The following is a 24,803-nucleotide window of genomic DNA, read 5'->3' as shown; positions in this document are numbered from 1 at the left end:
CTCTCACCTTCCACGTACAGACGGATGCCAAAAAAGAGCCTTGCGCTGACCGAGGCCCGTCCCAAGGTTGACCGCGACACCGAGAAGCGCGGCGATCACGACGTAGGCGTAAGCTGTAGGTACTTGCGCGCCCATTTGTGCCAAGGTGATCTCACGCCCGATTCCAGGTGCATTCCCGATGAGTTCAGCGGCGACCGCCAGCAGCAGCGCGATCGTGCTGGCAATTCGAAACCCTGTCAACAGAAACGGCGCCGAACTGGGCAGCAGAACATTCAGCCACAGGAACCGTGTCCGCAAGCGGAAAGCACGCGCGAAATCACGAAGAACAGGGTCCACTTCGCGTATGGCGTACGTAGCTTGCACAAAGAGCGGCCATATGCAGCCAAAAACAATGAGGACAATCTTCATCCAAGCGCTTGGGCCATATAGGAGAACGATCAGGGGAATGAGTGTGACTGGTGGGATTGTCCGGAGAAAATCTACGGAAAGGCGTGTGCTGGCCCCAAAGAAGGGACTCGCGCCTACCAACATCCCGAGAGGAACTGCCAGAACTGCAGCAATAGCTAGTCCAATAATGGAGCCACTGATTGTCGCCCACACGGCGGCCCAGAAATCCTGCTCGGGCAGGAGCCGGACCAGAGCCGTACCGACCTCCGCCGGTGAAGGAACAATCCCGGGCCCGAACCTCAGGGCTTGCACCTCCCAAAGACCCATAAAGAGGGCGAATGCAAGAGCTCTCAGGACGGGCCTTCTCCAATCGACGCCCTGACCGCGCCCTATGGACAAGGATGTCCTTGTTCTACTCGAATTCTTCAGAACCATGCCTGGCCTCCAGCCCTATTTCCCGCCGAGCAGGAGAGTGTTGAGGTCGGGCTGATTGTCCAGAAGCTTGTACTTATTCATGAGCCCTGCCAGTGTCCGCATTCCCGAAGTGTCGGCTGCATCTTCGGCATAGATGGGCAGCGTGATGACATTCAGGACTTCCGGGGCAATTTTGGTGTAAGTGGCCGTGATTCGGCGTGTGTCAGCTGCGTCAGCATTCGCTCGAGTTGATGCCTTGCTCATGGCAGCCTGAAATTTCTTAACAACTTCGGGGTGGGCCGAGGCGAACTGCGACGACGAGACGAAAATGGTCGACGGCAGGTCGGCGACTGCGTATGCTTGCGGCGCTATGACTACGTGGAGACCGTTGGCCTTAGCTCCGGACAAGAAGGGCTCAACCAAGAGTGCAGCGCTGACCTTGCCTGTAGCTACGGCCTCGGTCATCTGCGGAAAAGGCAATTCTACGAATTGGACAGCTGCCGAGTTTCCACCTTGGTTCTCTATGGCAGCACGAGCAGTGAGCTCGGAAATGCCTTTCAACTGGTTTACCGCAACCGCCTTCCCCTCCAGGGCCTTTACGTTGGTGATGGCAGGGTCGGCAGCGATGATGCCTGAATAGTCCTTGCCAGGATCGGAGGGCGAAGTCGTGGCAACACCGGAAGCCACTATGCCTACTCCGTTTGCTGCTGCTGTCATGGTGCCGGCGGCGTCACCCAAGGCGAAGGCCAACTCTCCATTCAGCAGACGGGGAATTGCCTCAGCCCCGGACTGGATAGTGGCCGTCTTCACGTCGAGGCCCTGCTCCTTGAATTCCTGCTCAGCGGCAAGATATACGGCTGCTGAAGCTGTGGATGGGCTCACCCCTACAGTTATGGAGGTTGGACCTCCCGCCTGGGTTGCGGTCGGCGCCGGATCTGCCCCGCAAGCCGAGACTGCAAAAAGAGCCAACGCGGCCAGGGACGTCGAAAGAACCATATTTTTCATCGAAGACACACTCCATCGTGTTTTTCAAGTTGGCCTCAAGTATCCTCATGGACAATCAAGGAGTCAAGGTCACTGGGTGACTTTGACACCACCGTACCCGATCATGTGAGTTAAGTCACCGGGTGACTGGGTGCGCTATTCTTGCAGCATGCCTACCTCGAGAGCGGCCTCGCGTCCACCAGCAGTCAGCCTGTCAGGTACCAGCACCCTAAGAAGCACCAACACCGCGGAACGAATTGTCGAAGAACTGCGCGGGCTCATCGCAACCGGGAAGATCAGTAAGGGGGCGCGCTTGCCGACTGAGCGGGACCTGGCCAGCACCTACGGCGTAAGCCCCTCCACTATTCGGGAGGCCATCCGCGCGCTGGCAGTAATGGGCCTCGTGGAGGTGCGCCATGGAAGCGGCACCTATGTTGTCGAAGACACCAGTGCCCTTGTAAGGTCGTCGCTGGTCACAGCCATGCAAATGGAGGGTGTGCAAATCAGCGAAGTGCTTCGACTGCTAGCGCTCATCAACGAGCAAGCCGCCTCCCTAGCTGTGGAAAGAGCCACGCCAGAGAACCTCCAGGCGCTCAGCGAAGCAAACAATGCAGTGGCCAGCGGTTCCACTTCCCGCGAGATCTTGGACGGAGTCGTATCCTTCCTCACCGCACTGCTGGCATGCGCCCACGAACCACTCCTGAGAGTCTTCGGGGGGTTTCTCATCCAACTACTCGACCGCATTGAGAGCGATCTGTTTCCAGACGACGCGCAGTTCTGGCGGACCCTAACCGGAAACGCGTACGAAGACAGGCAGGCCATAATACAGGCCATCTCCCAGAAGAATCATGATGCTGTTGTTCAAGCTGTACGCAAGTACCACGCGGGCGCCATTGATCTCTTGGAGACAAGTGCCCTCGAAACGGGCCCTGGATCAAAGCTCTCGGATGAAAGATTTGCTGCGCTCATTTCCGCCCTCATCACAACCAGGTAGGGACCGTCTAAAGAGGCCTCCTCTCGAGTGGCCCTATCCGGAGCGGTGTAATCCGAAGGGCAGCCGTTGGCCATCGAACTCGCCAAAACTTGGATGCATACTTGATGTCATGTCGCCGCGTTTCTTTGCCATATCCTGCAACGAATCTAGCGCAGGACGTCGCCGACAAGTGGTCACCTTGCAACACGACGATGTCCTTCATTACAAGACTGGCCGAACTGACCGATAGGGCTGCTCTTCGGACTGCGCGTCTGACGGTAGCTCTACCAAGCCATTCAGCACTAGTGGCAGCGCGGCCGCCTGTTCAACGCCCAGCTTCTATAGCTCCGCGACCGATGACTACACTTTTCTGTCACTTCAGGAAATAGCCGTTCTGCAAGCATCCCAACACCATTGGATTGGGCGCTCATGCCCCCGACCAGTCCACTATCACTTGCCTACGTCGGGACAGGTTCGGGGAATGAAGGGGTGGCCCTAGACGATGGCGTTCATGACGTTCCAGCCCTGCCCTACTTGGACTCTTGGCATCCAGCCGTAGTCACCGGCTTCCGGATAGAGCCACAGCAAGCCGTCGTTATCTCTTGCGAGCAGGTCCGGCCTACCGTCGCCGTTGAAGTCACCGGGGACCGTGATGGCGCTCATGGAGTTCCAACCTACCCCTGACTGGAACCGTGGAAGCCAACCCCCGGCACCGTCGCCCGGGTATACCCACAGCAAGCCCTCCGCGTCACGGGCCAGGACATCAGGTTCCTCATCCGCGTTCAGGTCACCAGCGCCAAGGACCGTCGTCATGCCATTCCACCCCTGACCGACCTTGATCCTGGGGAACCAGCCGCCGGTCCCGTCGCCTGGATATAGCCACAGCACACCGCCGGGGTCCCGGGCCAGGACGTCGGGGAAGCCGTCGCCGTCGAAGTCCCCCGCACCGAAAAGGGCCGTCATCGACTGCCAGCCTTGCCCGACCTGGATGCGCGGAAGCCAGCCGCCATCCCCGTCCCCCGGATACAACCACAACAACCCAGCCGTGTCCCGGGCCAGCAGGTCCGCGCGGCCATCGGTATTGAAGTCACCACCGGCGATGATGGCTGTCATGGCGTTCCAGCCCTGGCCCACGCGTTCAGGGCCAAGCCAGCCGCTTGAACCATTCGTGGGGTACAGCCAAAGGGCCCCGTCACCATCACGGGCCACCACGTCCGTTCGACCGTCCGAGGTGAAGTCCCGGTTTGAAGGGTCCCGGATGACAGCCACCGCGCCGACCGGCGAGGGGACATAGACAGAGTGTGATACCGGATCCACGACAGGTCGACCTGGTTTGTGGAACGAAACAACAGAGGACACCGCGCCGCCATGAACTACGGACACCAGGTGGGGACCCGGGCTTGTCACGTACGCGGTGTGGGTTGAAGAATCCACCGCAACATCCCGGGGATACAACGGAACATCAATCGTGCGCACCACCGCGCCGTCGTTGATCACCACGACTTTCCTGAGGAACTCAGCCGGCACATAGACGTCATGGGTTACCGAATCGACAGCAATTGACCAACCGCTGGCCGCCGGGATGGTTTTCGTGACGATGCCATCGACAATGACCGAAACCGCGCCCTTGGAATAGTTCCCTGCATACACTGCGTGCGTGGAGGTGTCCACGGCGATCGACCACACGTATCCTTCATCCTTCAAGGCGATCGTGCCAGTGACTTTATCGCCCTCAATGACGGTCACACCCGCCATTCCGTTGGCGATGTAGACCTTTCCGGCACCGGGGTCCAGTGCCAGATCCTGAGACCCCTCAGGAACCGGAATGGTGGCCGTCACGGTTGTTCCGTTGATGACCGCGACAGTGTTGTGTGTTGAGTCGAGCGCGTACAGCGTGTGCGTCAACGGATTCACCGACATAGTCCCCGTGGCCACGGCGATCTTGCCCACCGTGACGCCGTCCTTCATAACGGAGATAGCTCCGTCGGCTCCCACAAAGAGAGTCCGTGTCGTCGGGTCATAGGCAACCGCGTACGCGGAGTCGCCAACCTCGAGCCAGTCGCTCACCTCAGGAGCGGCCACGGCGACGTTACTGCCCCAGACAGCAGCGGCAGAGAAAGAGAGCGTGATAACCAGAGCAATGCTGATACGAGCCAGACGCCTAGCCAACATCATGCGACATCATTCCCCCAAGGATTTCGCACCGATTCATCCTGCTCAGACAATATGTCCAGGCCCACTTTCCGGCAAGTGGTCTGGACATGCATCGGGGAAATACCGGCGTCTTCGCTGGCTGTTTTTGTATTGGACTCTGTACGCATTCCGATGCCTGTCATGACGAGCGAAGAATTCTCTCAGTCGTGGGTGCACTTCTAGGAATTGGGACGGCGGCGGCGTGACTGTTCCGGCAAGGACGGCCCTAGTACCAGGGACATTGCGGCCGACCTTCTGGGGCTCATTGGATGGGTAGCCAGCTAGCATCCTGATCCAACTAGCGAAGTTGGATCAGACCAGCATTGGTTGGACGGAAACCGCATGCCTCCAGGTAGAAGGTCTTAAGGTGCTCGTCAAAGTCAACATGAAGCCATTCGCAGCCTGCCTGCCTTGATTGCTCCGTTACAACGGAGAGGAGTCGCTTCCCGATGCCCTGACGGCGGGCCCTGTTCGCCACCAGTGTGTCTTCGATAAATGCGTGTACATGACCATCCCAGATCACGACCCACGGAACGTACGCGATACTGAAGCGCCCTATATTGTGCGTAGCGCTGAGGACCACAGCTCCACTTGTGCCAAGAATTGAACCCAGGAGGAAAAGTCTCCAATTCAGGCTCCTGAAGCGCCACCAATAACCCAGACGTCGCCTAACCGTCATAGCGCTGCACCTCTAAGAATTTTGCTTTTGTTTGCTCCAAGGGACTACTCCTCAAGGGATGTCGATGCCGGCAGTCAGGTAATGCTGGCGCAACGTCCCCCTCACGATTCGTCTGAACGCCCCTAATGTTGTCTTCCTTATCCCAGCAGCTTGGATGGGATGACGTCGACGTGGCGCCCGGCGAACGTGAGGCCTCCACTGCCGTTGCCCGGGTAAAGCCAAAAGGCACCAGCGCGGTCCTTGGCTATGACATCGCCAAAGCCGTCATCGTCAAAATCGCCTGGAGCCACCATCAAGTCCATGACCTGCCAGCCCCACACGATCTGAAGCCGCGGCTTCCACCCTCCAACCCCGTTGCCTGGGTAGAGCCACCGATTGCCCTGTGCGTCTCTGGCGATGATGTCTGCTGCGCCATCACCGCTGAAGTCGTGGCCGCTGAAGTTGGACGTCATGACGTTCCATCCCCACCCGATCTGGGCGCTATACGGAGGTCCACCGCCCTCCTTCAGCCCTCCACGTACGTGCAGTCCGCCGTCGGTATTCCGATACAGTCAGTCGGCGTAGCCATCACCGTCCCAGTCTCCCGGCAGGAGCAGGGCATCAGCATCCGGGATCATGGTATGGCCAATGGTGAGCCGCTGGCTCTCCCAATTGGGTTTGCCCTCATAGACCCACTGGTCCCCGTTGTCTTCCACAACCAGGAGATCAGAATAGACAACGTCCCAGTCCCATCAGATCTGGATGAAGTTGTGCCACGAGTCGCCGAGAACTCACTTTAGATCCCGGTGAAGAACTGACTGCAGCAGCGGAGTCACTCCGCGACCTGCTGGCCGCCCCAAAAGCGTGAGCGTCAGGGAAAATCTTCAGCAGTCCCACGGCAGGCTCGCATCACCCTCGCAGACTGGCGCGGGTCACTCCCCCTCACGAATAGAAGTGCGGCCAGTTAACTACGGGGGTAGTAATAGGCGCGAGGACGGTCAGGAAAAGCCTCTAAACACGCCGTCGTCTGTGCGCTCTGCGAACTCTTCCCAGTCCATATTGGATATGTTCAGGTTGTTCTCGACTCCCCAGAGTTCACGCGCGATGCAACGAAACGGCTGACGCGACTGCTCGTCCAGATCAACAACGTGAATCGGATACCCCATCTCCAGAGCAGCACGATCCACTATGAAAAGGACCGACGCCTTGTCGTTGGCTGCCAGAGCAGCCTGACGGACTTGCCCCCCAGCTGGCGCCATCCCAAACCTTGTCATCAACCACTCTCACATAAACGCGGAATCCGTCTTCGTTCTCCGTAAAAACAACGAAGAGCAGATCTGCCCAGACCTCGTCGTCGGTGAAGGTAGTGCGCACCAGGCAGGATTCCTTCGTGCTTGGAAGCATCAACATGACGTTATCGAAACACAGATACCGTCTGCCACCCCTCCGCACGCGCCGTGTCATCATTCCAGCACCGCGCACCTACTTCGGGCTCCTGAATACCCGGTATGCCAGCCAAGAGGAGCCGAGGTAGTCGAGCAAGCTCCCTGCTCCTCGGTCTGCCGCCGATGGCAGCAATACCAGCTGCGCCTTCGCGTTCGTTGCGTTTGGGCGACGGAACTTTGTCTGGAGCTGATGTCACCGGCGTCCAGTGCGCTTATCCCGGCTGCTCCTAAAGAGCTCCAGCCAACAGGCAGCCGCCGACGGATGTATCGCCAGCGGGGTGGACACGTATCCTCATCAAAGACTCATCACTCTGAGGGTGTCCCCAAAAAAATTACCCCGGAGGCTGTGAGGACCGGGGTAATCAGAGTTGATGGTTCAGCTTCGAGCGCTACTTGTCAGTGAGATCCACGACAACGGACTGTGCATTCGCTTTGACTGAGTCGATGCCCTTTTGAGCAGCGGCTTTGCTTGAATACGACTCGCTCGTGGCTATGACCTCGCCATTTCCAGCCTTCAGTCGAAAACGAAAGCCCTGGGACTTGTCTGAATAGATTTCGTACTTACCTGCCATGCGTGATCCTCCTGCAACAATGCCACCCCCAAGGTGAACGTACCGGCGAAATGCTTGAACACCGTCATCCTAATCGCTTGGAATTGCATTTGGGCTGGAACATGAGGAGCGCTTTTAGCATCGCTACTTCGTCAGCAGCGGATGTCTAGCCCTCGCACTCGACGCAGTAGGCATGGCCATCCTTTTCGCGTGCAATCTGGGACCTGTGCCGGACCAGAAAACATGAGAAACACGTGAACTCGTCGGCTGCCGGCGGAATCACCTGGACGATGAGCTCTTCGGCGATGATCTCGCCGCCAGGACCGTCCTGGTCCAGGCCATCGGCCTGGTCGAGCTCCAGAACCACACTGCGTGCATCGGGCGCATTGGCTGACTTCAGGGCATCAAGCGAGCTCTCCTGGGATTCCTTGACGTCGGACCGGACCTCGTCGTAATCAGCTGCCACTTTGTTCGTTTTCTCCCTCATTTGGTGGATCTTCGACCTGCAACATACACGATGGCGGGAAAATTCCGCTCAGCCAAGGCGCACCTTACGGTGAGGAGCGGCAGCCCGACTCTCCCCGTCCGGGAGACCACACCCTACGATGGGGGCATGCAAGCAACCGGCGATGTGGGCAGACAAGCAGTGCTACGGGATCTTGTTGAACTTCGAGCCACTGTCAGCGACATGATCGCACGTTTGGCTGGCTTTGAGGGCCCATCCGCGCAGGATCTGGTGACACTGAGAACCCTTGATATTGCGTTTGCACTCGACCGCTACCAGCGAGCGTTGATCGGCAACGACGAACTCACTTCCTGGGCTGAGACGGTACACAGCCTTGATGACATTGCGCTCGATCCCCAGGATCACGACTTTCTGGCGAACTCACTGTTCGAGTTGTCCACGCCGGAGCTATTCGGCGACATGAAGGACATCGTGCAAACAATCAAGGCGAGAATGCCATGCGAGGTCGCAACCACCGTCCTTGGAAAGATGTCGTGAAGGCCGCAGGCGCGTTCACTGTGGCCATACTGCTAATGACCATGGCTGGCTGCGCGAAAATGCCGGAAGCCAAACGCGATGACGTGATCGGAACCTGGAGCTACTCAGCCAGTGAAAGCACGCAGGGCATGTGGGGTCCACCTGCCGAAATCGAACTTCATACTGACAACAGTCTCGTCATCACGGATTTTCCCCTTGACAGCCTCAGCAGATCGGACTTGTACAAGCTGCCTGTGACGTCGTCGGGGACGTGGGGGTTCATACCGCGGCTGTCCGAAGGAGAACAAGAATTCGAAGATCAGTCCGGGGTGGAAATCCTTGTGCCCTCGCCAGGGTCTAACGGCACGCGAACGCTACGCAATCTCGCCGTGGAAAAACTAAAGAATGGCACAGTGCAGTTGGTCCTCTACATCAATTTCCCGGACATCGTGGACGATAACTACGTACTGACAAAAAGCCAGTAGCGCCTACAGGAAGATCTGATTGTAGACGGCTTTCATCTTCGGACCCAGAAGGCCAAGAACCTCAGAACCAGGTTCCCAGGACAACGGCAAGTGCTCGATGAATGAAGCACAGATCACGTTATCAACGGGGTCCTGGCTCTGCATTAGGGTTTCCAGATGCGCTTCCAGCCACAACAGAAGCTGCAGAACCCGGATCGGATCAGCCTCTCGCTGCGCAATGACCCATCTGCAAATATCGGCCATCAAAAGGTGAGCCAACAATTCACCGTCGTTGTCCTCCATGTGTTCGTCGTAGAGTAGCCGGAGATAATCGCGTTCTGCAATCAGCTCCCGCATCAAAGCATTAGCGTCGCGCTGAGGGATATTAACCTCCCTTCAGAGCCTTGATCTGCGCAGGTCATGGGCGGGCTCCATGGGCTCATCGCGCCCTTGACGCCAATTCATTTCACTGCCTCTCACGAATCACAGGCAGTATATCCCTGAGGAACAATGAGTTCGTGCCTGTCCCCTCTTCTATTTTGGGAACACTGCCGACAGCCGGAGCCGGTACACAGCCATGACTTTGAACAAGGCATCCAGGTCCACGCGCTCAGTGGCAGGATCTTCGAGCTCTTTGAGCCGGATAAGCCGGATCTTCGCGACAGCAGTCACCTGCCGGTGAGTAGCCTTGCCTCTGGACTTCACCAAGAGATCCATAAGCGCAGATCTCCCCCAGTACGGGGTGTGATTCTTGCGTCAGATCGATCCTTGATTGAACAATATGCAGATGCCCGCAGTGTCCTTTGCACCGGTACAAGGTGCTCGATGGGTCATCGCGCAGTTTGGTTGGCATCTCGCCTTCGCGGCGGTACCTGCGTTTGAAGGCCCAGGAACCGTCGCGTTGGGTCTTGCATTCCCGCGGAGCGTGCTCTGGATCCGAAGGCAGCTCCGCCATGCCTGCGCAGCGGGCCGGAGCAGTTCATCGAAACCCGTCAGAACAGCCGGTCGCTAAGGGGTCAGTACTTCTTCATGCCCAAAAAGACGCCCATTATCACTAACGTCTCTGGGTAATACAACTACCCTGCGGCCGGAGCCAGAAGTCGTCCGGCGCGAGGAGCCACGGGATCCAGTTTGAGGTCCTTGAGGATGCGCCACGTGGTGGCCGACGCCGCGGAAAGCACCGGAATGTCGAACTGCTGCTGCACGATGTCCAGCACCGCCAGCGATGGCATCTGCACACAGGCACTGAGAACCAGCGCTTCGGCGTCGGAGGTCTTGACTTGATGCGCCAGCTCGATGAGCTGCTGTGGATCCAGGCGGCCGACGGCCAGGTTGTCCGACACTTCCAAGCTGATTGAATCGACCACTTCGACTCCTTCGAACTCGATGTAGTCGCAGACGGTCGCCGTCAGTTCTTTGACATATGGGGCTAACACAGCGACCTTCTTCACTTGCAGATGCTGCAAAGCCTCCACTAACGCTCCTGCCGACGACACGACAGGTACGGCGGAGCCGGCCACGTCCTCAGCGACGGCGGCAAGCTTCTTCTGCGATTCGCGGTGGTAGCCGGTGCCCTGGGACATGATGGCCACCAGACACGCGTAGGCCATAACATCAACCCGGGCATCTGCAAGCTCAGCTGCACACCGCAGGGAGTCGGCATCCATCGCCGTAAGTTCCTCCGGCGTGACGTGCTTCATCCGCATTCGGGAAGAATGAAACGTAAACGTCTCGGGCCGAATCTCGCTGCGGGCTGCCAGAATTGCAGGGATCTCCGTTTCCATCGTGGTGTTGGAACTCGGCACAATCAGGCCGACTCGATTTTTTTGCATGGTAAACCTCTCGTTGTCCCCCTGAAGAGGGCATGAACAGTGATGCCCTCGAACAGGGCAAAAGACGCGTGGGAGCGGGCGGGTTCTGAACGACCCGCCCGCTCAGGCCCTGGTGAAGACCAGGTTGGAAGTGGTCATGTCAGGTAATCCCGGCGCCTCGGTGTTGGTCCACCGCATAGCAGCGGGCCTATGCGAGTCCAGTTCGTGCAGGCCGTCCACTTCGATCTGCATCGCGCGCAGGCTGACCGCCAACGCCTCAAAACGGTATTCAGGGTCGGCTTCCAGCAGCAGGCCGACAGCGGCGTCGAGCAAATGCATTTCCAGGACCCGGCGGGCCAGCTCTCCGTCCCGACGTCGAACCGCGTCGAGGAAGACTCTGTCGAGCTCCGTGAAGTCGGCCACCGCCAGCGGACGGGAGAAATAGAGCCTCTGGTGGCGGTAGATCTGCTGATGCAAGCGGTTGACGAGATCGGAGGCGGATTTTGGGTATTGTTCCAGAAGTACCGCATGATAATCCGCGTGCGCTTCCTGGAAGATCCTGGTTGAGACCCCCGACTGTTCCATTTTGGAAAGCGCCACTTCCAGTTTGGAAACCTGCTCGTCGGTAACGGTGGAGACGATCGCCGAGGTGACCGCCGGTTCAACCAGCAGGCGCAGAGCGTAAGAACCCTCCACTTCGCTCAGCGAAGATGGAGCCACCACCATTCCCCTGTTGGTTTGACTGATGAGAAGCCCCTCGGTTACGAGACGTTGCAGAGCCTCCCTAAGGGGCGTGCGGGAAACTTCAAGTTCAGCCGCAAGCTCCTGCTGGGAAATCCGCGACCCGGGGGCATAAACCCCCGCAATGATCCGTTCCCGGATCGTGTCCACCGCGTCGTCCACTGCCGTTCCCGGCCGTTTGAGCTGTGTCATCCATTTCCCCTAGTCTTCAGAACCAAACTGTCGCTGGAAAAGACGGGTGAATTCCTGCGGCTTTTGTGCCGCCATAATCTCCAACTGCATTGCGTCCAACAGAATATAATAGCCTTTTCTTGGAACGCGGATTTCGAGGCGTTCGCCATTGCGAGTCCAGACTTTCCGGACCACGACTCCGGAGAACTCGTTCCCGATCCCGATCGCTTCGCCCGTCTTGATGACACCATCCATGCGCCTGTGGGGTGTGCCTGCCGATGCCATGCCGTCAGGCTCGTCCACTGGTTCCTCACCGGAACTCATGAATTCTCCTTGCCTTCTCCTGGATTGCCGGGAAGAACGATGGTCCGGAGCGGAGCCGCGTATACCTCGGGTTTGCGCCCGGCAAGCACCGGAAGGGAGCTCCTGATGGCATCCACTTTGCTTAGATCCAGCTCCACAACCTGCACTGCGGGGCTGTCCATTCCAAGGTCCGTGATCACCTCGCCCCACGGCGAAACGGCCAGAGCGTGACCATAGCTTTCGAAGTCGTCATGACCAGCGCCCAACTCCGACCTCACCGTTGCCGGGGCAATAATGTAGCAGCTGTTCTCAATCGCTCTGGCCTGCAGCAGCGTTTGCCAGTGCGCGGAACCCGTCTGATACGTGAACGCGGCCGGTACCAGGATGACCTGGGCGCCAGCGACCGCAAGTTCGCGGTACAGCTCCGGGAACCGCACGTCGTAACAGATGGTCAATCCGATGGGCACACTGTCCAGCTCAAAAAGCACAGGCGTGGACCCAGCCTGCTCAACGCTGCTGGCTTCGAATGAACGGCCGCCGATCTTCGCGTCAAAGAGGTGGATTTTGTCATAGCGTCCCGCGATTTCGCCCTGTCGGTTGATAACGAGAGCGGAGTTATACACGCCACTTTCGGTGGCATTTTTCATGCCGCCCAAAACAACTGTTACATTGCTTTGAGCCGCGGCAGCACAGACGGCTTTCACTTCCACACAGCTTTCGGAAAGCAGCCGAGCACGCATCTGGGTGTTGGTTCCGAGCATCAGCCCGTTCTCCGGCAGAACGACCAGGGAAGCGCCCTCTGCAGCCGCTTTCCCAATCAGCTCGACGGCGATTGCCACATTTGCCTCGATGTCGGCAGTGGCGTGCCACTGGGTCAGCCCGACTTTCAGTCCGCCGCCCATATCAGCCCCCGGTCCTCTCGGCCGTGCCCGCGGAGACCGCGGCCACATCGAGTCCTGCTGCTTCCAGATCCATCCGCACAACCGTCCAGCCGCCGCCGGAGGCTTCCATCGGTTCGTAGGCATACACCTCACCTCGCACCCCAGGGCCCGCTATGCCGAGCATGATTAGCCAGTTCATGAACTCGTACTGGCCATGATCCAGCAGCGGATATGGTTCGAAGGAGCCAAGGTCCAGACCGCGGCCAGCCTGCAACATCTGCAGGATATAGGTGTCGAATTCAGGGTCCACATGGCCAAACTTGCCCGGATCAAGCCAGTGCGAAAGACCACCCGTGGCCAGCATGGCCACGCGCAGGCCTGACTCGTCGATGGCGGTGCGCAAAGCCTTGCCGAATTCCCGTGCCGTGAAAGGCGAGTAACTGCGGTGAGGCTGAGTGATGATGGGGATCACCGGAATGTCGGCGCGAGGCAGGATTAGCCGCAGGGGCACAACCAAACCGTGGTCCAGGTCAACCTGCCCCGACACTTCCACTTCCAGGCCGGCAGCGCGCACGGCGTCGACCATCTTGGCGGCAAGTTCCGACTGACCTTCCAGTTTGAGGTCCAGATCCGGACGTTTGAAGAACTCCATCGAGCCGACGTGCTTGCTGCCGTTTCCGATCACAATGTGGCCGGTGTCGAAGCTCTGGAAGTGGCAATCGGCAGTTACCAACACGACCTCGGGATTCGCAGCCGCGAGGTCCGCGCCTAGGCGTCGGTACCCTTCCAGCAGACGCTCCACGCCCTCGGCCGGATCAATTTCCGGTCTGGCCAAGAGGTCCGGCACATGCGAGCATCCGCCAGCGAATACGAGTCCGCGTGGCAGATCAGCGTGTGGAAGAGGTGACTCCTCATCCACCACAAAGGTGCCTTTGCTTCCCGCGTCCGTCAGGTCGTCGCCGAACCAGCGGCCCACTAGAATCGTGATGCCGTCGTTCACGCCGGCCGAGCGCAACCGGTCGCGGTTGCCGCTAACAATGGCCTTCGCCCAGGAGGCGTCAATTCCCAACAGTTCCGAGGCACTCTCAGGTTCAGCCTTGATTCGTGCAAGCAGATCCGCGTCACGGGCCAGGGTCAGGATGGCCTTCTCCAGCTTTGAACGCATGGCCTACTCCCCTACCAGCTTGCCGCCCGTGACAACGGGAACGCCGTCGATTTCAACCGTGCAGCTTCGCATGGGAACGTCCAGGTGCGCCGGAGTCTCGCGGTCGGCAAAGCGGTTTGAACCTGTGGACCACATGAAGTTGCCGGCCGTGGAGCGCAGTTCCTGGCCGTACAGGCTCCGCGGATCGTAGACGTCGAACGCAGACCAGCGGGCCCTGGGCAGAACTCCCCAGCCCATGTGACTCAAGGCCCAGACTTCGGGGTCTTCCCAGCTGTCAAAGTAGTCCCGCAGCAGATGAGCATCGGCTCCCTGGCCCTGAACCTCGGTGATGAAACCCTTTTCCACAGTCAGGGTGACAGTTTCGCGAACATAACGCTGCCATGGAATGAGCGCGTCGCCTGGCTGGAGGACGATCTGCCCCTCCGCTGTGCGGTCTCGGGGGAAGCAAGCGACGAATCCGCTGGGCCAGTGGTCCCAGCGGCCCGGTTCGTCAACGTAACCCCATTGATGGGTAATCGGCAGATCGTCTCCGGAAATGTCCGCCGTCAAGTCCGTGCCGGCGCCGTTGGTCACATGCAAAAGCTTACCGGCCCTGAGCTTTTGGCCGCCCGTTTCGACGACCGTGCGCAGTTCCGGCCCGCCCATCAGGCGCTCCAAGACGTCATTGGGCTCGGCAATGAAGAGCATGCGCTTGCCGTTGCCGGTGATTCGCGTCCGGACGTCGGAATGGATAAGACCACCAACAGTCACATCGACGACGAAATCGCATTCTCCGGCGGCGGCAAGAAGAGCGGCCACTTCGCGCCCGTCTGCTTCGTAAGGCGGCAGCATCGGGCTGGAGAGGCTGGAAGCGTGCAGCACCAGCGCGCTGGCACCCAATTGACGGGCGGCTGCCACCGCTGCCTCCACATAGCTCTGCTTCTGGCCGAGCTCGGCAATGACTCCGATGGTCTCGCCTGGGGTGACTTTGCACAGCCGGAACTGCTCGACGAAGTTTTCAGTCAGTGTTCTGGGCATGGGTTTTCCTCATTCATTTTCTAGTTGGCGGCCGCGACGGCTCCGCCGTCGACCGTTAAGATGGATCCGGTCATGAAGCCGGCTCTCGGCGAGGCGGCGAAGGCTACGACGTCGGCAATTTCCTCCGGCTCGGCCCACCGCCCCAGCGGGATGGCAGCGACTATTTCTGCGATTTCGGCCTCGTTGGAGCTGCCATGAGCTGCTGCCTTGGCAGAAACGATGTTTTGCATCCGTTCAGTGCTGGTTGCGCCCGGCATGACCTGCAGGACGCGGACGCCGTCACCAGCCACTTCGCGGGACAGCGTCTTTAGCATTAACGAAGCCGCCGAGCGGTAGGACGAGGACAAGACACCTCCCGGAGCAGGCTGGCGGACCCAGGTCGATGAAAGCAGGACGATTGTTCCGCCGCCTTGTTCCCGCATCTGCGCGGCACCGGCTAGCGCCAACTGAACTACGGGACGCAGCAACAGCTCGTGTGCAGCAGCCCAGTCATCCCAGCTGGTCGACAGCACAGGCATGATTTCGGGCCCGGGAGTGTTGATGACGAGAACGTCCAGCCGGCCATGGGCATCAACGACGCTCGCGACCAGCTTTTCAGTGGCGGTCTTGTCTGCCAGATCACTGAACAGGGGCAGGATTCTGCCGGTACCGTGTTCTTCCTCTTGTCGGTCCGCAGAGCGGGCACCGGCTACCACGGTCATGCCTTCATTGGCCAGCCGACAGGCCACGGCCCTGCCGATGCCGCGGGAGGCCGCCGTCACCAGGGCCGTTTTTCCCGCAAGTTCGAGATCCACTTGAGCTCCTTTTTTACACGCTCGATCAATATCGCTTTGGCTTTTCCTGGCATGTCCTTGCTCTGGCACGGTCTGCGAGAAGCTATTCAGTGAGCTGGACCGCTTCCTCGGGGCAAAGGCGGGCGGCCTTCCGGGCGGCCTTCTCTTCACCGGGAGGAACAATTCCGTCGCCGATGGTGGACACGTAACCCCAGTCGTCCATGTCGAGGACGCTCGGACAGAGGTCCACGCATGCCCCATAGCCCTGGCACTTGGTGGCATCAATGTTCAGACGCATGCTGTGTCTCCTTGCTTGGGGCGGCTGCTGCTCGCTTGCTGATTTCCACGGCGACGCTGCGGGCCAGCGTGGCGGACCCGTTGATGAAGGCGCATGCGCCGCGATTCGACAAGCTGGAACCCCACCGCAGCAGGTTGTCCCGGTCATCCTGCGCCGCGGTGCCCGCGGCGGCTTTGGCAAGTGCTAGGGAAACTGCTTTCGTCCCGTTGATGCAGACACCGCATTGGCCTGCCGACTCCTGCTGGAACCAGCTGGCGAGTTCGGCGGCGATAGCCACAACATCCGTGTCGGGGCCCAGCCCGGTCAGGCAGGCGGCACCGAGGCCACTGCCTCGTGCCGCGACGTCTTCGTAGGAGCAGGCGAGGGAATCCAGATCACCCTGAAGGATGCCGCCGAACCAGCCGCCCATCAGCAGTCCGCCAAATTGTTCAGTCCGCACATCCATACTGGCGAACAGATCGCCGACCGTGGTTCCCAGCGGAGCCTCGCACACCACGGTGCCCGCAGCAGGGTAGGCGAGTGTAAAGAGTGCGGTCCCGGCTGATTCGGCGGTTCCGACGGTTCGGAAAGCCTCGGACCCATGGACTGCGATCCAGGCGGCCTGCGCAAGGGTTTCGACGTTCGAGATCAGCGTGGGCAGCCCGTCGACTCCGCTTTCGAAGGGTCTTGGGGGCTTCGACGTCGGCAGCGCCGGCCCGCCGTTGATGGCCCGGCACACTGCGGATTCCTCGCCTGCGACATAGGCCCTGCCGGTGACGAAACATTCCAGCCGCACACCGTCCGGAACAAGTCCGGCGTCCTCCACATCGGCAATCGCCTGCCGGACTCCAGCAATGCTGTCGGGGTGGGAGACGTAGACGACGGCGCGGGCTGCTCCGACAGCGCGGGCAGCCAAAAGCAATCCGTCAATCACAAGTTCCGGACGACGGGTCAACAGCCAACGGTCCTTGGCTGATGCGGGTTCTCCCTCATGCCCGTTGGCGACGACAACCTTGTCACCTGTCGCCGAGGCCACGCCACGCCATTTGATGTGTGCTGGGAAGCCGGCACCGCCACGGCCGCGCAGCCCTGCAGCCTGTAGCTTTTCGATGAGATCCGTGCCCTGATGGTTGAAATAGCCGAGCGCCCGTTCCTCGGCCAGTCCCCAGCCTGAGGACTCCGCTTCACTCACAACCAAGCGTCCCGGCCCGCCGGGCAGAATCAGCGCGGCGCCAATCGACTCCGGTGCCCGCACCAGCGGACTAATTGCGGTTGCGGTTTTCATCGCGTGTCTCCGATCATGGCCAGGGCCCCCTCAATGGACACCACATCGGCATATTTCGCGTCGAGATCAAGCAGCGCGCTGTCGTGGGGACGCTGTTCGCGGTCGCCGACACAATCGCGTACGACAAAAGTCGGCATGTCAAGCGCACATGCGTCGACGGCCGTGGCCCGCACGCATCCTGAAGTGGTCGCCCCGCAAAGGATGACGGTGTCCACGCCGTCGGCCTGCAAACGATCGGCCAGATCTGTGCGGGCGAAGCCCGAGGCCGCCTGCTTGGTCACCACGACCTCGCCCTTCAAAGGAGCAATTCGGGCATCGATCCGTTCCCAGCCGCTGCCCGCCGACAACACGTTCATGACCGGCATTTTGGCGAGCCAAACGGAGGACGCTAGTTGGTCCTGGTCAAAGGCAATGGTGGTGAAGTAGATCGGCAACCCCTGGCTCCGGGCCTGAGCCAGCAACCGGGCTGTGCCAGCGACGACATCGTCAAGGTCAAAGCCGGGCCCGCACTGCGGGTCGGTGAATCCGGTTTGGAGATCAACGATGACCAAGGCGGGCCGGTCCCCCAATTGCAACCTGCCCGCGAGTCCGAAGTTGCGGTAGCGCTCGTGGATCTCGTCCGCCCAGATGAAGTCGTCGCTCAAGTTTGCCTGCGTAACCTGGACCGCTGGAACAGAGCCCGTCACAGTGTGTTCTCCGGCCATTCGCCGGGCTTGGCGCGCATCATCTCGGCGTAATACTGATACAGATTTCGCTGAACCCCTTCTTCATATCGGGTCCAGTACGCAATGCCCGGCCCGGGCCAGTCATCGACCTTGCTGGCGATGCCCACACCCGGCATCCCCATCTGGTAGTTCAGTGAGAAGTCAAGTACTTCGGCGGCGACGGAACTCCCTGTCCGGGCCACTGTGATCCAGGGTTCGGTGTCATCCATTTCAAAGGAGCCTCCGACGGAGAAGGTGCCCAGCCCTGCCCTGTAGGCACGGTCCTTTTGTTCCGGGGTCATGTTTTTGTATGCCAGGAACCAGTTCCAGATCTCGATCTGACCCGGTCCCTTGGGCTGCCAGGTACGGATGGTGAGCACCCCTGTGGGCGCGTGGTTAGCCCCGTCCTCAGACATGGGCAGTGCCAGAATGGAAAAGTTGGGGAAGACATTGCCCACGAACACGCGTGCCCGGCGGGCAATTTCGAGCTGCTCTTCGCTAATCCGGGAGGTGTCAAAACGCCGAGCTAGATCCTCCGGAAAACCGAAGAAGTTGGGGCCCGGCTCGTTGGCATCCTCAGCCATGGAAAAGGACAGAGAATGCCCCTTGGCAGCCTGAACGTGATAACCCATCATGTTCTCGCTAAACGGCACCGGGAACGCGCCGATGGACCAGACGGAGCGGTGGAGTGTACCTAGGTGGTAGTCGTCACCGGAAAAGTTGTCTGAGCCTGACTTCCAGTTTGCGTCCACCACAAAACGCTGCGGTGCGCCCAGGATCTCCAGACCGTCCTTGTCGAGGCCGAAAATCAGATCCAGGTACCAGGCCATGCCGCCGAGGTACTCCTCCAGCGGAGGTGCGGAGGGGTCCAACGTGGCAAAGATCAGCCCGTGAAAGGATCGGACCTGGGCAGCCTTGGAAAGTCCGTTCTTGGATTTATCCATGCCACCGAAAGCGTTCTTCCAAAGCGGGGCACCTACAAGTGCGCCGTCCGAGGCGTAGGTCCACCCGTGGTAGGGGCACCGGAAATGCGAGCTGTTGCCTGAATCGGAACGGCACACCTGCACCCCGCGGTGTCGGCAAGCATCGAAGAGAACGTGGATTTCGCCTTCCTCGTCCCTGGAGACGATGAAATTGTCTTCGCCGATCTTGCGGACGGTGTAGTCACCATTGGCTGCAACCTCGGACTCGTGGGCCATGAATACCCAGCAGCGCCCAAAGATCTTGCGCAACTCGGCGTCGTAAAGCTCAGAATTGCCGAAGATGGATGCCGGTACCTCCCCCTCCGGCAGGCCCTGCTCAAGCTGGGTCAGCAGGCGGTCCACGTCTGCGGACATAGGCCGTTCAGCACTGGTCATTGTTGCTCCTATTGCCCTGCGCGGGCAAAAAATTGATTGATTGGAAGAATCAGAAAAACAGGGCAAGGTTGTGGGTGCCTATAACGGTCAGGTCAAGGCTCACTACGCGCTCGAGAAGTCTCAGCTCCCCGGCTTCTCTGCGAAGAACGTCCCGACGCTCCCCGGAAAGTATCTGAGGCGTAGTTTGTTCCTGCCTGGTGCGGTAGATCAACACATTGCTGCGCACGTAGAAGAGTTCAGGATCCTCATCGATCCGGACCCGAATGCCGGTCACAAAGTGCCGAACCCGGGAGGGTGGGTCCTCGGCCCAGGCGTAGGGAGTCTCATTCCGAGCCACTTTGGTCTGCAGGGAGCCGTAGTTTTCGTTCAGGTGGAAACTACCGTCTACGATGCCCGTGCCTCGGGCCCGTTCTACCGTTTGCCGCAGCGGCAGTTGGTAGACGATGTCTTTACTGACCAGCGTCTCCAGCCATTCTCGTTCCTTGAGGTCATCCAGCAATTCGGCTTCCAAAGTGAGGAAGTCAACCACGTCCAGATGCTGGGGACTACCGCTGGGAAGTGGGCGGCGTTCCTGCATGGTTCCTCCGATTCTATTTGCATACAAATTTGTATGCAGTTTGCTGGACCCAAGCATGCCATGTGTTTTCGCACTCGACAAGTGCCTTCGAAAAGAATCTCCCAAGGAGATCAACGCCAAGGGCGCCCAGCCCTCGAATCCCTTGACAGCCCACTCGGAACACGGGTACCTTCCAAGGTGTCTTCAAAAATGCATACACTCTAGGCCCCCTTTGGGGTCCTCACGATGCCACGGACATCTTTCAGGCAGTTCCGGGCAGCAAGCGGAACAGCTCCGCAAAATGCCAAGCCTCTGAACGGCCTCAAATCCCCAGAGCACAGCATCTATCGCCACTAGTCGGCCGGCAAACCCAGCTCTGCTCGTGACGGAATCCTGACACCTATCTGGACCCTGTCGCTCGTCAGACTGACACTCTCTAATCACTAAATGGAGGCAAAATTGAACCCGTGCTCTTGCAGCTCCCACCCCACTTCCGAAGTGGAAAAATCGATCATCGCCGGGGGTGCGCGATGAACCGCCTGGAAGGTCAGGTGGTTGTCTTCACGGGAGCCGGCGCCGGAATCGGCAAATCCGTCGTGGAGCGCTACATTCGCGAAGGTGCGCGCGTGGTCGCCGTCGATATCTCCCAGGACCGTGTCACCCAACTGCGGGACGAATTGGGCAGCGCCGTCGAGCCGGTCGCCGCAGACGTCTGCTCCTGGGAAGGTAACTTGGCTGCCATCAATAGGGCTGTTGAGAAGTTCGGCAAGTTGGACGTCTTTGTAGGAAATGCCGGCATCACCGACGGTGCCCGCATGCTGGAAGATATTGAAGGCGCCGATGTCCCTGGGGCATTTTCAGAACTTTTTGGCGTCAACGTACTTGCCCCACTGCTGGGTGCAAGAGCAGCGCTTCCCCATCTGGTGAGCTCAAACGGAAGCATCATCTTGACCGCGTCCTTCGCCAGTTCCAATTCTGCCGGGGGCGGGGTTCTCTACACCGCTTCGAAACATGCGGTCCTGGGCATCGTCCGCCAGCTCGCCTACGAATTTGCACCGGATGTGCGGGTCAATGGCGTAGCCCCCGGAGTCGCCCCGACGAAACTGCGCGGAATAAGCTCGCTCGGGCAGTCCTCGCATGACTCGGTGCTGGACGGTACCAGCGCGGTGCTTCCGCTGCAGGAAGTGCCCGGCACGGAGGCCTACGCTGGCGTCTTCACTCTTCTCGCCTCCCGCGAAGAGTCAGCGGTGATGACCGGCACGGTCATCACCGCTGACAGCGGGCTGGGAATCCGGGGTTTGAAGACCCCGGGAGGCCGTGTGGGCCGACGGACTTCGCAGCCAACCTGAGTTTGGGAGGCGGAGCAAAACCCGCAAAGTCGCATCAGATCCTTCTTCGGATTGAACTCCTTGCAACCCCCTGGCTGCTCGTGCCGGACGAACCGACACCAGCAGCCAAGGGGTTCGAGTTTTAAGCGACTGCGCATGAGCTTGAAGTATCCCCACACCTGATGCGCGATATCGAAGCCCTCTGCCGCCCGGATTTTGTCTCTGCGGAACGCGACCTCCCTGAAGCTTCGCATTGTTGCCCGATTTCGCTCCGAGTTGGCCAGCTGAGCCCCGATGAAGCTGTTAAGTAGCTGTCCGCAGGATCGGAGCCTGACCTCGGCGCTTGCCTCGGCCGACAGCAGGATCTCGCCACCGCCCCATGGCCCTGAGGGCTCTGTTAGTGATGCGGTGCGGGTCTCGACTGGAGCCCGACATTGACTTTCTCTGCCGCGGGCAGAATCCGGATGCCCCTGTCCCTCTCCGCGATAAGCGAGTCCGGCGCGCACTGTTCGCCGACACCAACTGCGCATCCACTACGCGAACCGGCCACGACCCGAATGGCGAGAGACAGTCCCGGCCGGCTTGGTCACCGTGCGCGACAAGGCAATTGCTGGCAATGGTTTGCGGCGCGGATCGCAGCTATCAGAGGAATTTGCCAACTTGAGGGGATTGGGTGGCGTGAAATTGCGGCCGAACTTGGCACGGCGAGATGAACTCGACGTCATTGTGGGGTTGGCGCTCCACGTTCCCGGGTTCCTCGTTGAAGAATTTCGCTCAATGCCGCGTACCCGCCCCGGCCGGGAAGGACCATGGTCAATCTGGGAAAGTCCGCGACGAGCACCGGCAACGCCCAGCGGCGCCCCTCGGCGACCACAACAACGTCGACCTGCACCGCAGGTTCAAGTTCCATGAGCAGCGCCAACATTACCGTCAGAGACCAGGACTCCTCGGGGTTGTATTCGACAACGACCACGAGTGTCTGCAGGGGCCCGCCGGTTGGCTCATCACCGTTCTCCTGCAGGGTTTCCTGACGTGCGACCGACTCCGCTGGGTCTGTTCCCGGCAATTCTTGTGTCCCGCGCGCGTCCCGCATCACGCCCCAGAGCCAATCCCGCGCGGCAAAGGTGTCCTTGTGGATGATGAGCTCAAAGGCCGACGCCCGGATCTTGCCGTGCTCAAAGGCAAGATTCTCCCCGACGTTCATCCACACCATTCGTGACGGCGTTCCATGTTCCGAAGACTTCGAGGGAATCACGTTACGGCACCCCGGATGCACCCTATGCCATGCTCCCAAACCCCCACAGTTAACCTGCCCTTGCTTCGAGTTTCAAAATTGTATTCATTTTTGTATTCATTATACAATGAACCCATGGAATTATCGCTCCGTCAATCCCCAGACGAGCAGTCAAACCCCACTTCACGGCGCTGCAAGCTGTGGTCTCGACCGCCCGGCCCTGCCGAATCCAAACCCTAGGCTGGATACATGCGAACGGATTTCAACCCCAACCAACTTGCGTCCCGGGCTTTTTACCGCTTACTAACGGCGGTAGTCGTTCCCCGTCCGATCGCCTGGGTATCCAGCACATCGCCCGACGGCGTGGACAATCTTGCCCCGCATTCGTTCTTCACCGTCGCCTCGGTCAGCCCGCCGGTCATCGCGTTCACTTCGGTGGGAGAAAAGGACACGTTGCGGAACGTCACCGCGACTGGAGAGTTTGTCGTGAACGTGGCGTCAGCTGGACTCCAGGCCAAGGTCAATGCCACGGGCATCAATTTCGCTCCCGAGGTGAGCGAATTCGATGAAGCAGGGCTCACCAGGGAGCCGGCCAAAACAGTGAAAGTTCCCCGCGTCGCCGAGTCCCCCGTCTCCCTGGAATGCAAACTGCACTCCACCCTGCCAATCGGAGACTGCTTCATGGTTTTCGGTGAAATCACACATGCCGTGGTCGCTCGCGAAGTCCTGCGGGGAACGCATCCGGAGATTAGCCTATTGGAGCCGCTTTCCCGCTTGGGACGCGATGAATGGGGAACCACCAGTTCACTAGGAGAGCTTCCACGGATCTCGATAACGGATTGGCCAGGGCACCTCACACGTGAGGGCGGCAGGCGAAACATGCCGGAGACCCACACGTAGACATGTCGACAGCCTAGGATCCGGTCGACTTGCCACGACGGGGTGGCCAAGGACGGTGACTCGATGGGGAAACCAAACGACGTCTTCAGCTGCCTCCCGGCTGTGATGCCGGCACCAATGCTGGACCCGGTTCGACAAGTCGTGCCAACAGCGGAGGATGAATGGGTCCGAGTGTCTCGCTGAGGCGCTTGCCGGTGGCGTTGCGGCCAAGCGAGATAATTTCAGCAAGGATCGACACAGCTGTTTCCGCGGGCGTCGTGGCACCTAAATCGAGACCAATCGGTGAGGAGAGACGTCCCAACTGGTTCTCCGTGACACCGGCTGCCCGGAGCCGTTCAAGCCGGTCTTGATGAGTGCGCCGGCTGCCCATCGCTCCCACATAGCCGGCTTCGGAGCGGAGCGCGAACTCCAACGCAGGAACGTCGAATTTGGGGTCGTGACTAAGGACGCAGATCGCCGTTGAACTCGTGATGGTGGCCGTCTCCAAGTACTTGTGCGGCCACATGACCACCACCTCGTCGGCGTCCGGAAAGCGGTCTTTGGTTGCGAACACCGGCCGGGCATCGCACAGAGTGACCGAATATCCGAGGAGCTTTGCCGAACGGATGAGTGCATGCGCAAAGTCAATGGCGCCGAAGACCAACATCTGCGGCTGGCTGGTGTTGGACGAAAGCAGCAGAGTCAGGTCGCTCTCCGCACAATCTCCCGTTTCACCCAGGTTTACGGTTGCGGGTGTGCCAGTGCCTAGGTGACGTCTGGCCTGTATGAGGGTGGAAGCGTCAAGATCCGGATTGCCAAACGTCCCTGCCCAGGATGTTTCCGTGACGACCATCGAGCGCCCGAGATACGGACCCTCGGAAATAATCGTTGCGGTCGCCATCGGATCATCGGCAGCAATCATGGAAATCAATCCGATGCCGGGTAGTTCAGCCGGGCCCGCTGCCTGGACCAAAACCTCCATCGCGCCACCGCACATTAGGCCGATGGATCCGGCATCGTCGTCGCTTACGTCAAAACGGCGGATAATCGGCGTGCGGGTTTCCATCACTTCTCCGGCAACATGGAAGAGATCGCTCTCGACGCAGCCGCCGGAGATGCTTCCGACGACTGCGCCCTGCCCTGATATCGCCATGACCGTCCCCACCGGCCGTGGAATTGATCCCGTCGAGGTGATAATCGTTGCGATCGCGCAGTCGGTACCAGCAGCGTGCCAAGCGGCTAGCTGCTCCAGAATTCCGAGCATCCGGG

Annotated in this window: 31 protein-coding genes; 5 read left to right on the top strand and 26 right to left on the bottom strand. The window is 59.7% G+C overall.

All coding sequences use genetic code 11. The annotated features are described in order from the left end of the window. Nucleotides 1-3: 3 nt before the first annotated feature. Nucleotides 4-714 (bottom strand): ABC transporter permease, encoded by a 711-nt coding sequence (locus AC1DD5_RS12825; RefSeq protein WP_477521661.1) that lies wholly within the window; start codon nt 712-714, stop codon nt 4-6. Between the two features lie 123 nt (nt 715-837). Beyond that, the gene (locus AC1DD5_RS12820; RefSeq protein WP_477521730.1) at nt 838-1,797 is read right to left on the bottom strand and encodes an ABC transporter substrate-binding protein; all 960 of its coding nucleotides are present in this window, start codon (nt 1,795-1,797) and stop codon (nt 838-840) included. Nucleotides 1,798-1,954: 157 nt separating this feature from the next. On the opposite strand from AC1DD5_RS12820, the gene AC1DD5_RS12815 reads away from it, so the two are divergent. Continuing rightward, a complete protein-coding gene (locus AC1DD5_RS12815) occupies nt 1,955-2,779 on the top strand; it encodes a FadR/GntR family transcriptional regulator (protein ID WP_477521660.1) in 825 nt (274 codons plus the stop codon). 474 nt (nt 2,780-3,253) lie between these two features. Here the strand turns inward: AC1DD5_RS12815 and AC1DD5_RS12810 are convergent, their stop codons facing one another. From AC1DD5_RS12810 to AC1DD5_RS12775, 8 genes are all read right to left on the bottom strand, one after another. Further along, nucleotides 3,254-4,933 (bottom strand): FG-GAP-like repeat-containing protein, encoded by a 1,680-nt coding sequence (locus AC1DD5_RS12810; protein WP_477521659.1) that lies wholly within the window; start codon nt 4,931-4,933, stop codon nt 3,254-3,256. Nucleotides 4,934-5,249: 316 nt separating this feature from the next. Beyond that, nucleotides 5,250-5,630, bottom strand: coding sequence for a GNAT family N-acetyltransferase (locus AC1DD5_RS12805; RefSeq protein ID WP_477521658.1), 381 nt, complete (start codon nt 5,628-5,630; stop codon nt 5,250-5,252). Nucleotides 5,631-5,767: 137 nt separating this feature from the next. Beyond that, a complete protein-coding gene (locus AC1DD5_RS12800; protein ID WP_477521657.1) occupies nt 5,768-6,082 on the bottom strand; it encodes an FG-GAP-like repeat-containing protein in 315 nt (104 codons plus the stop codon). Between the two features lie 99 nt (nt 6,083-6,181). Continuing rightward, nucleotides 6,182-6,325, bottom strand: coding sequence for a hypothetical protein (locus AC1DD5_RS12795; protein WP_477521656.1), 144 nt, complete (start codon nt 6,323-6,325; stop codon nt 6,182-6,184). 282 nt (nt 6,326-6,607) lie between these two features. After that, a complete protein-coding gene (locus AC1DD5_RS12790) occupies nt 6,608-6,868 on the bottom strand; it encodes a DUF6924 domain-containing protein (protein WP_477521729.1) in 261 nt (86 codons plus the stop codon). Continuing rightward, nucleotides 6,750-7,013 (bottom strand): DUF6924 domain-containing protein, encoded by a 264-nt coding sequence (locus tag AC1DD5_RS12785; protein ID WP_477521728.1) that lies wholly within the window; start codon nt 7,011-7,013, stop codon nt 6,750-6,752. Before AC1DD5_RS12785 ends, AC1DD5_RS12790 begins: the two co-directional genes overlap by 119 nt. A gap of 430 nt (nt 7,014-7,443) precedes the next feature. After that, complete coding sequence (locus AC1DD5_RS12780; RefSeq protein WP_477521655.1) at nt 7,444-7,626, bottom strand: YegP family protein; 183 nt, start codon at nt 7,624-7,626, stop codon at nt 7,444-7,446. 145 nt (nt 7,627-7,771) lie between these two features. Continuing rightward, nucleotides 7,772-8,071 (bottom strand): DUF4193 domain-containing protein, encoded by a 300-nt coding sequence (locus tag AC1DD5_RS12775; RefSeq protein ID WP_477521727.1) that lies wholly within the window; start codon nt 8,069-8,071, stop codon nt 7,772-7,774. 147 nt (nt 8,072-8,218) lie between these two features. Here AC1DD5_RS12775 and AC1DD5_RS12770 point away from each other — a divergent pair, with 147 nt between their 5' ends. Both AC1DD5_RS12770 and AC1DD5_RS12765 read left to right on the top strand, forming a co-directional pair. Then, nucleotides 8,219-8,608, top strand: coding sequence for a hypothetical protein (locus tag AC1DD5_RS12770; RefSeq protein ID WP_477521654.1), 390 nt, complete (start codon nt 8,219-8,221; stop codon nt 8,606-8,608). Next, nucleotides 8,605-9,072 carry a hypothetical protein gene (locus AC1DD5_RS12765; protein WP_477521653.1) on the top strand — a complete coding sequence of 156 codons (468 nt, stop codon included), beginning with the start codon at nt 8,605-8,607 and terminating at the stop codon, nt 9,070-9,072. The genes AC1DD5_RS12770 and AC1DD5_RS12765 overlap by 4 nt, the downstream gene beginning before the upstream one ends. Before the next feature lie 3 nt (nt 9,073-9,075). On the opposite strand, the gene AC1DD5_RS12760 is transcribed toward AC1DD5_RS12765, so the two are convergent. From AC1DD5_RS12760 to AC1DD5_RS12695, 14 genes are all read right to left on the bottom strand, one after another. Further along, complete coding sequence (locus AC1DD5_RS12760) at nt 9,076-9,408, bottom strand: DUF7674 family protein (RefSeq protein ID WP_477521726.1); 333 nt, start codon at nt 9,406-9,408, stop codon at nt 9,076-9,078. Between the two features lie 177 nt (nt 9,409-9,585). Then, complete coding sequence (locus tag AC1DD5_RS12755; protein ID WP_477521652.1) at nt 9,586-9,756, bottom strand: hypothetical protein; 171 nt, start codon at nt 9,754-9,756, stop codon at nt 9,586-9,588. A gap of 371 nt (nt 9,757-10,127) precedes the next feature. Continuing rightward, nucleotides 10,128-10,883, bottom strand: coding sequence for a maleate cis-trans isomerase family protein (locus AC1DD5_RS12750; protein ID WP_477521651.1), 756 nt, complete (start codon nt 10,881-10,883; stop codon nt 10,128-10,130). A 102-nt stretch (nt 10,884-10,985) separates the two neighbouring features. Then, nucleotides 10,986-11,795: a GntR family transcriptional regulator gene (locus tag AC1DD5_RS12745; RefSeq protein ID WP_477521650.1), complete on the bottom strand. Its 810-nt coding sequence runs from the start codon at nt 11,793-11,795 to the stop codon at nt 10,986-10,988. A gap of 9 nt (nt 11,796-11,804) precedes the next feature. After that, nucleotides 11,805-12,098, bottom strand: coding sequence for a hypothetical protein (locus tag AC1DD5_RS12740; protein ID WP_477521649.1), 294 nt, complete (start codon nt 12,096-12,098; stop codon nt 11,805-11,807). Then, entirely contained in the window at nt 12,095-12,979 is an 885-nt protein-coding gene (locus AC1DD5_RS12735) for a carbon-nitrogen hydrolase family protein (protein WP_477521648.1), read from the bottom strand. The genes AC1DD5_RS12740 and AC1DD5_RS12735 overlap by 4 nt, the downstream gene beginning before the upstream one ends. A 1-nt stretch (nt 12,980) precedes the next feature. Then, nucleotides 12,981-14,123: a DODA-type extradiol aromatic ring-opening family dioxygenase gene (locus AC1DD5_RS12730; RefSeq protein WP_477521647.1), complete on the bottom strand. Its 1,143-nt coding sequence runs from the start codon at nt 14,121-14,123 to the stop codon at nt 12,981-12,983. 3 nt (nt 14,124-14,126) lie between these two features. After that, on the bottom strand, nt 14,127-15,140 hold the full coding sequence (locus AC1DD5_RS12725) for a 2,5-dihydroxypyridine 5,6-dioxygenase NicX family protein (protein WP_477521646.1): 1,014 nt from the start codon (nt 15,138-15,140) through the stop codon (nt 14,127-14,129). A 20-nt stretch (nt 15,141-15,160) separates the two neighbouring features. Then, nucleotides 15,161-15,934, bottom strand: a complete 774-nt coding sequence (locus AC1DD5_RS12720) for an SDR family oxidoreductase (RefSeq protein ID WP_477521645.1) — start codon at nt 15,932-15,934, stop codon at nt 15,161-15,163. A gap of 82 nt (nt 15,935-16,016) precedes the next feature. Next, entirely contained in the window at nt 16,017-16,211 is a 195-nt protein-coding gene (locus tag AC1DD5_RS12715; RefSeq protein WP_477521644.1) for a ferredoxin, read from the bottom strand. Further along, the gene (locus AC1DD5_RS12710) at nt 16,195-17,475 is read right to left on the bottom strand and encodes an NADH-ubiquinone oxidoreductase-F iron-sulfur binding region domain-containing protein (RefSeq protein WP_477521643.1); all 1,281 of its coding nucleotides are present in this window, start codon (nt 17,473-17,475) and stop codon (nt 16,195-16,197) included. The genes AC1DD5_RS12715 and AC1DD5_RS12710 overlap by 17 nt, the downstream gene beginning before the upstream one ends. Further along, nucleotides 17,472-18,119: an isochorismatase family protein gene (locus AC1DD5_RS12705; protein ID WP_477521642.1), complete on the bottom strand. Its 648-nt coding sequence runs from the start codon at nt 18,117-18,119 to the stop codon at nt 17,472-17,474. The genes AC1DD5_RS12710 and AC1DD5_RS12705 overlap by 4 nt, the downstream gene beginning before the upstream one ends. A gap of 38 nt (nt 18,120-18,157) precedes the next feature. Further along, complete coding sequence (locus tag AC1DD5_RS12700; protein ID WP_477521641.1) at nt 18,158-19,537, bottom strand: aromatic ring-hydroxylating oxygenase subunit alpha; 1,380 nt, start codon at nt 19,535-19,537, stop codon at nt 18,158-18,160. A 49-nt stretch (nt 19,538-19,586) separates the two neighbouring features. Next, nucleotides 19,587-20,114, bottom strand: coding sequence for an aromatic-ring-hydroxylating dioxygenase subunit beta (locus AC1DD5_RS12695; RefSeq protein WP_477521640.1), 528 nt, complete (start codon nt 20,112-20,114; stop codon nt 19,587-19,589). Between the two features lie 509 nt (nt 20,115-20,623). Between AC1DD5_RS12695 and AC1DD5_RS12690 the strand changes: the two genes are divergently transcribed. Then, complete coding sequence (locus AC1DD5_RS12690; RefSeq protein WP_477521639.1) at nt 20,624-21,442, top strand: SDR family NAD(P)-dependent oxidoreductase; 819 nt, start codon at nt 20,624-20,626, stop codon at nt 21,440-21,442. Nucleotides 21,443-22,142: 700 nt separating this feature from the next. Here AC1DD5_RS12690 and AC1DD5_RS12685 read toward each other — a convergent pair. Beyond that, complete coding sequence (locus tag AC1DD5_RS12685) at nt 22,143-22,634, bottom strand: hypothetical protein (protein WP_477521638.1); 492 nt, start codon at nt 22,632-22,634, stop codon at nt 22,143-22,145. Between the two features lie 270 nt (nt 22,635-22,904). Between AC1DD5_RS12685 and AC1DD5_RS12680 the strand changes: the two genes are divergently transcribed. Further along, nucleotides 22,905-23,555: a flavin reductase family protein gene (locus AC1DD5_RS12680; RefSeq protein WP_477521637.1), complete on the top strand. Its 651-nt coding sequence runs from the start codon at nt 22,905-22,907 to the stop codon at nt 23,553-23,555. Between the two features lie 85 nt (nt 23,556-23,640). Here AC1DD5_RS12680 and AC1DD5_RS12675 read toward each other — a convergent pair whose 3' ends face one another. Next, nucleotides 23,641-24,798, bottom strand: a complete 1,158-nt coding sequence (locus tag AC1DD5_RS12675) for an XdhC family protein (RefSeq protein ID WP_477521636.1) — start codon at nt 24,796-24,798, stop codon at nt 23,641-23,643. Between the last annotated feature and the right edge of the window lie 5 nt (nt 24,799-24,803).

The organism is Paenarthrobacter sp. 10L420 (genome assembly GCF_056395385.1).
The sequence above is the reverse complement of the archived record's forward strand: the minus strand, read 5'-3'. Positions and strand labels throughout refer to the sequence as shown.

Coding starts and splice junctions, on each gene's coding strand:
- AC1DD5_RS12690 (WP_477521639.1), top strand. CDS start 20,624: ATGAACCGCCTGGAAGGTCAGGTGGTTGTCTTCACGGGAGCCGGCGCC.
- AC1DD5_RS12730 (WP_477521647.1), bottom strand. CDS start 14,123: ATGCGTTCAAAGCTGGAGAAGGCCATCCTGACCCTGGCCCGTGACGCG.
- AC1DD5_RS12760 (WP_477521726.1), bottom strand. CDS start 9,408: ATGCGGGAGCTGATTGCAGAACGCGATTATCTCCGGCTACTCTACGAC.
- AC1DD5_RS12695 (WP_477521640.1), bottom strand. CDS start 20,114: ATGCAGGAACGCCGCCCACTTCCCAGCGGTAGTCCCCAGCATCTGGAC.
- AC1DD5_RS12785 (WP_477521728.1), bottom strand. CDS start 7,013: ATGCTTCCAAGCACGAAGGAATCCTGCCTGGTGCGCACTACCTTCACC.
- AC1DD5_RS12675 (WP_477521636.1), bottom strand. CDS start 24,798: ATGCTCGGAATTCTGGAGCAGCTAGCCGCTTGGCACGCTGCTGGTACC.
- AC1DD5_RS12825 (WP_477521661.1), bottom strand. CDS start 714: ATGGGTCTTTGGGAGGTGCAAGCCCTGAGGTTCGGGCCCGGGATTGTT.
- AC1DD5_RS12780 (WP_477521655.1), bottom strand. CDS start 7,626: ATGGCAGGTAAGTACGAAATCTATTCAGACAAGTCCCAGGGCTTTCGT.
- AC1DD5_RS12800 (WP_477521657.1), bottom strand. CDS start 6,082: ATGACGTCCAACTTCAGCGGCCACGACTTCAGCGGTGATGGCGCAGCA.
- AC1DD5_RS12810 (WP_477521659.1), bottom strand. CDS start 4,933: ATGATGTTGGCTAGGCGTCTGGCTCGTATCAGCATTGCTCTGGTTATC.
- AC1DD5_RS12680 (WP_477521637.1), top strand. CDS start 22,905: ATGCGAACGGATTTCAACCCCAACCAACTTGCGTCCCGGGCTTTTTAC.
- AC1DD5_RS12700 (WP_477521641.1), bottom strand. CDS start 19,537: ATGACCAGTGCTGAACGGCCTATGTCCGCAGACGTGGACCGCCTGCTG.
- AC1DD5_RS12725 (WP_477521646.1), bottom strand. CDS start 15,140: ATGCCCAGAACACTGACTGAAAACTTCGTCGAGCAGTTCCGGCTGTGC.
- AC1DD5_RS12715 (WP_477521644.1), bottom strand. CDS start 16,211: ATGCGTCTGAACATTGATGCCACCAAGTGCCAGGGCTATGGGGCATGC.
- AC1DD5_RS12815 (WP_477521660.1), top strand. CDS start 1,955: ATGCCTACCTCGAGAGCGGCCTCGCGTCCACCAGCAGTCAGCCTGTCA.
- AC1DD5_RS12750 (WP_477521651.1), bottom strand. CDS start 10,883: ATGCAAAAAAATCGAGTCGGCCTGATTGTGCCGAGTTCCAACACCACG.
- AC1DD5_RS12770 (WP_477521654.1), top strand. CDS start 8,219: ATGCAAGCAACCGGCGATGTGGGCAGACAAGCAGTGCTACGGGATCTT.
- AC1DD5_RS12745 (WP_477521650.1), bottom strand. CDS start 11,795: ATGACACAGCTCAAACGGCCGGGAACGGCAGTGGACGACGCGGTGGAC.
- AC1DD5_RS12740 (WP_477521649.1), bottom strand. CDS start 12,098: ATGAGTTCCGGTGAGGAACCAGTGGACGAGCCTGACGGCATGGCATCG.
- AC1DD5_RS12685 (WP_477521638.1), bottom strand. CDS start 22,634: ATGGTGTGGATGAACGTCGGGGAGAATCTTGCCTTTGAGCACGGCAAG.
- AC1DD5_RS12820 (WP_477521730.1), bottom strand. CDS start 1,797: ATGGTTCTTTCGACGTCCCTGGCCGCGTTGGCTCTTTTTGCAGTCTCG.
- AC1DD5_RS12710 (WP_477521643.1), bottom strand. CDS start 17,475: ATGAAAACCGCAACCGCAATTAGTCCGCTGGTGCGGGCACCGGAGTCG.
- AC1DD5_RS12735 (WP_477521648.1), bottom strand. CDS start 12,979: ATGGGCGGCGGACTGAAAGTCGGGCTGACCCAGTGGCACGCCACTGCC.
- AC1DD5_RS12790 (WP_477521729.1), bottom strand. CDS start 6,868: ATGGCGCCAGCTGGGGGGCAAGTCCGTCAGGCTGCTCTGGCAGCCAAC.
- AC1DD5_RS12805 (WP_477521658.1), bottom strand. CDS start 5,630: ATGACGGTTAGGCGACGTCTGGGTTATTGGTGGCGCTTCAGGAGCCTG.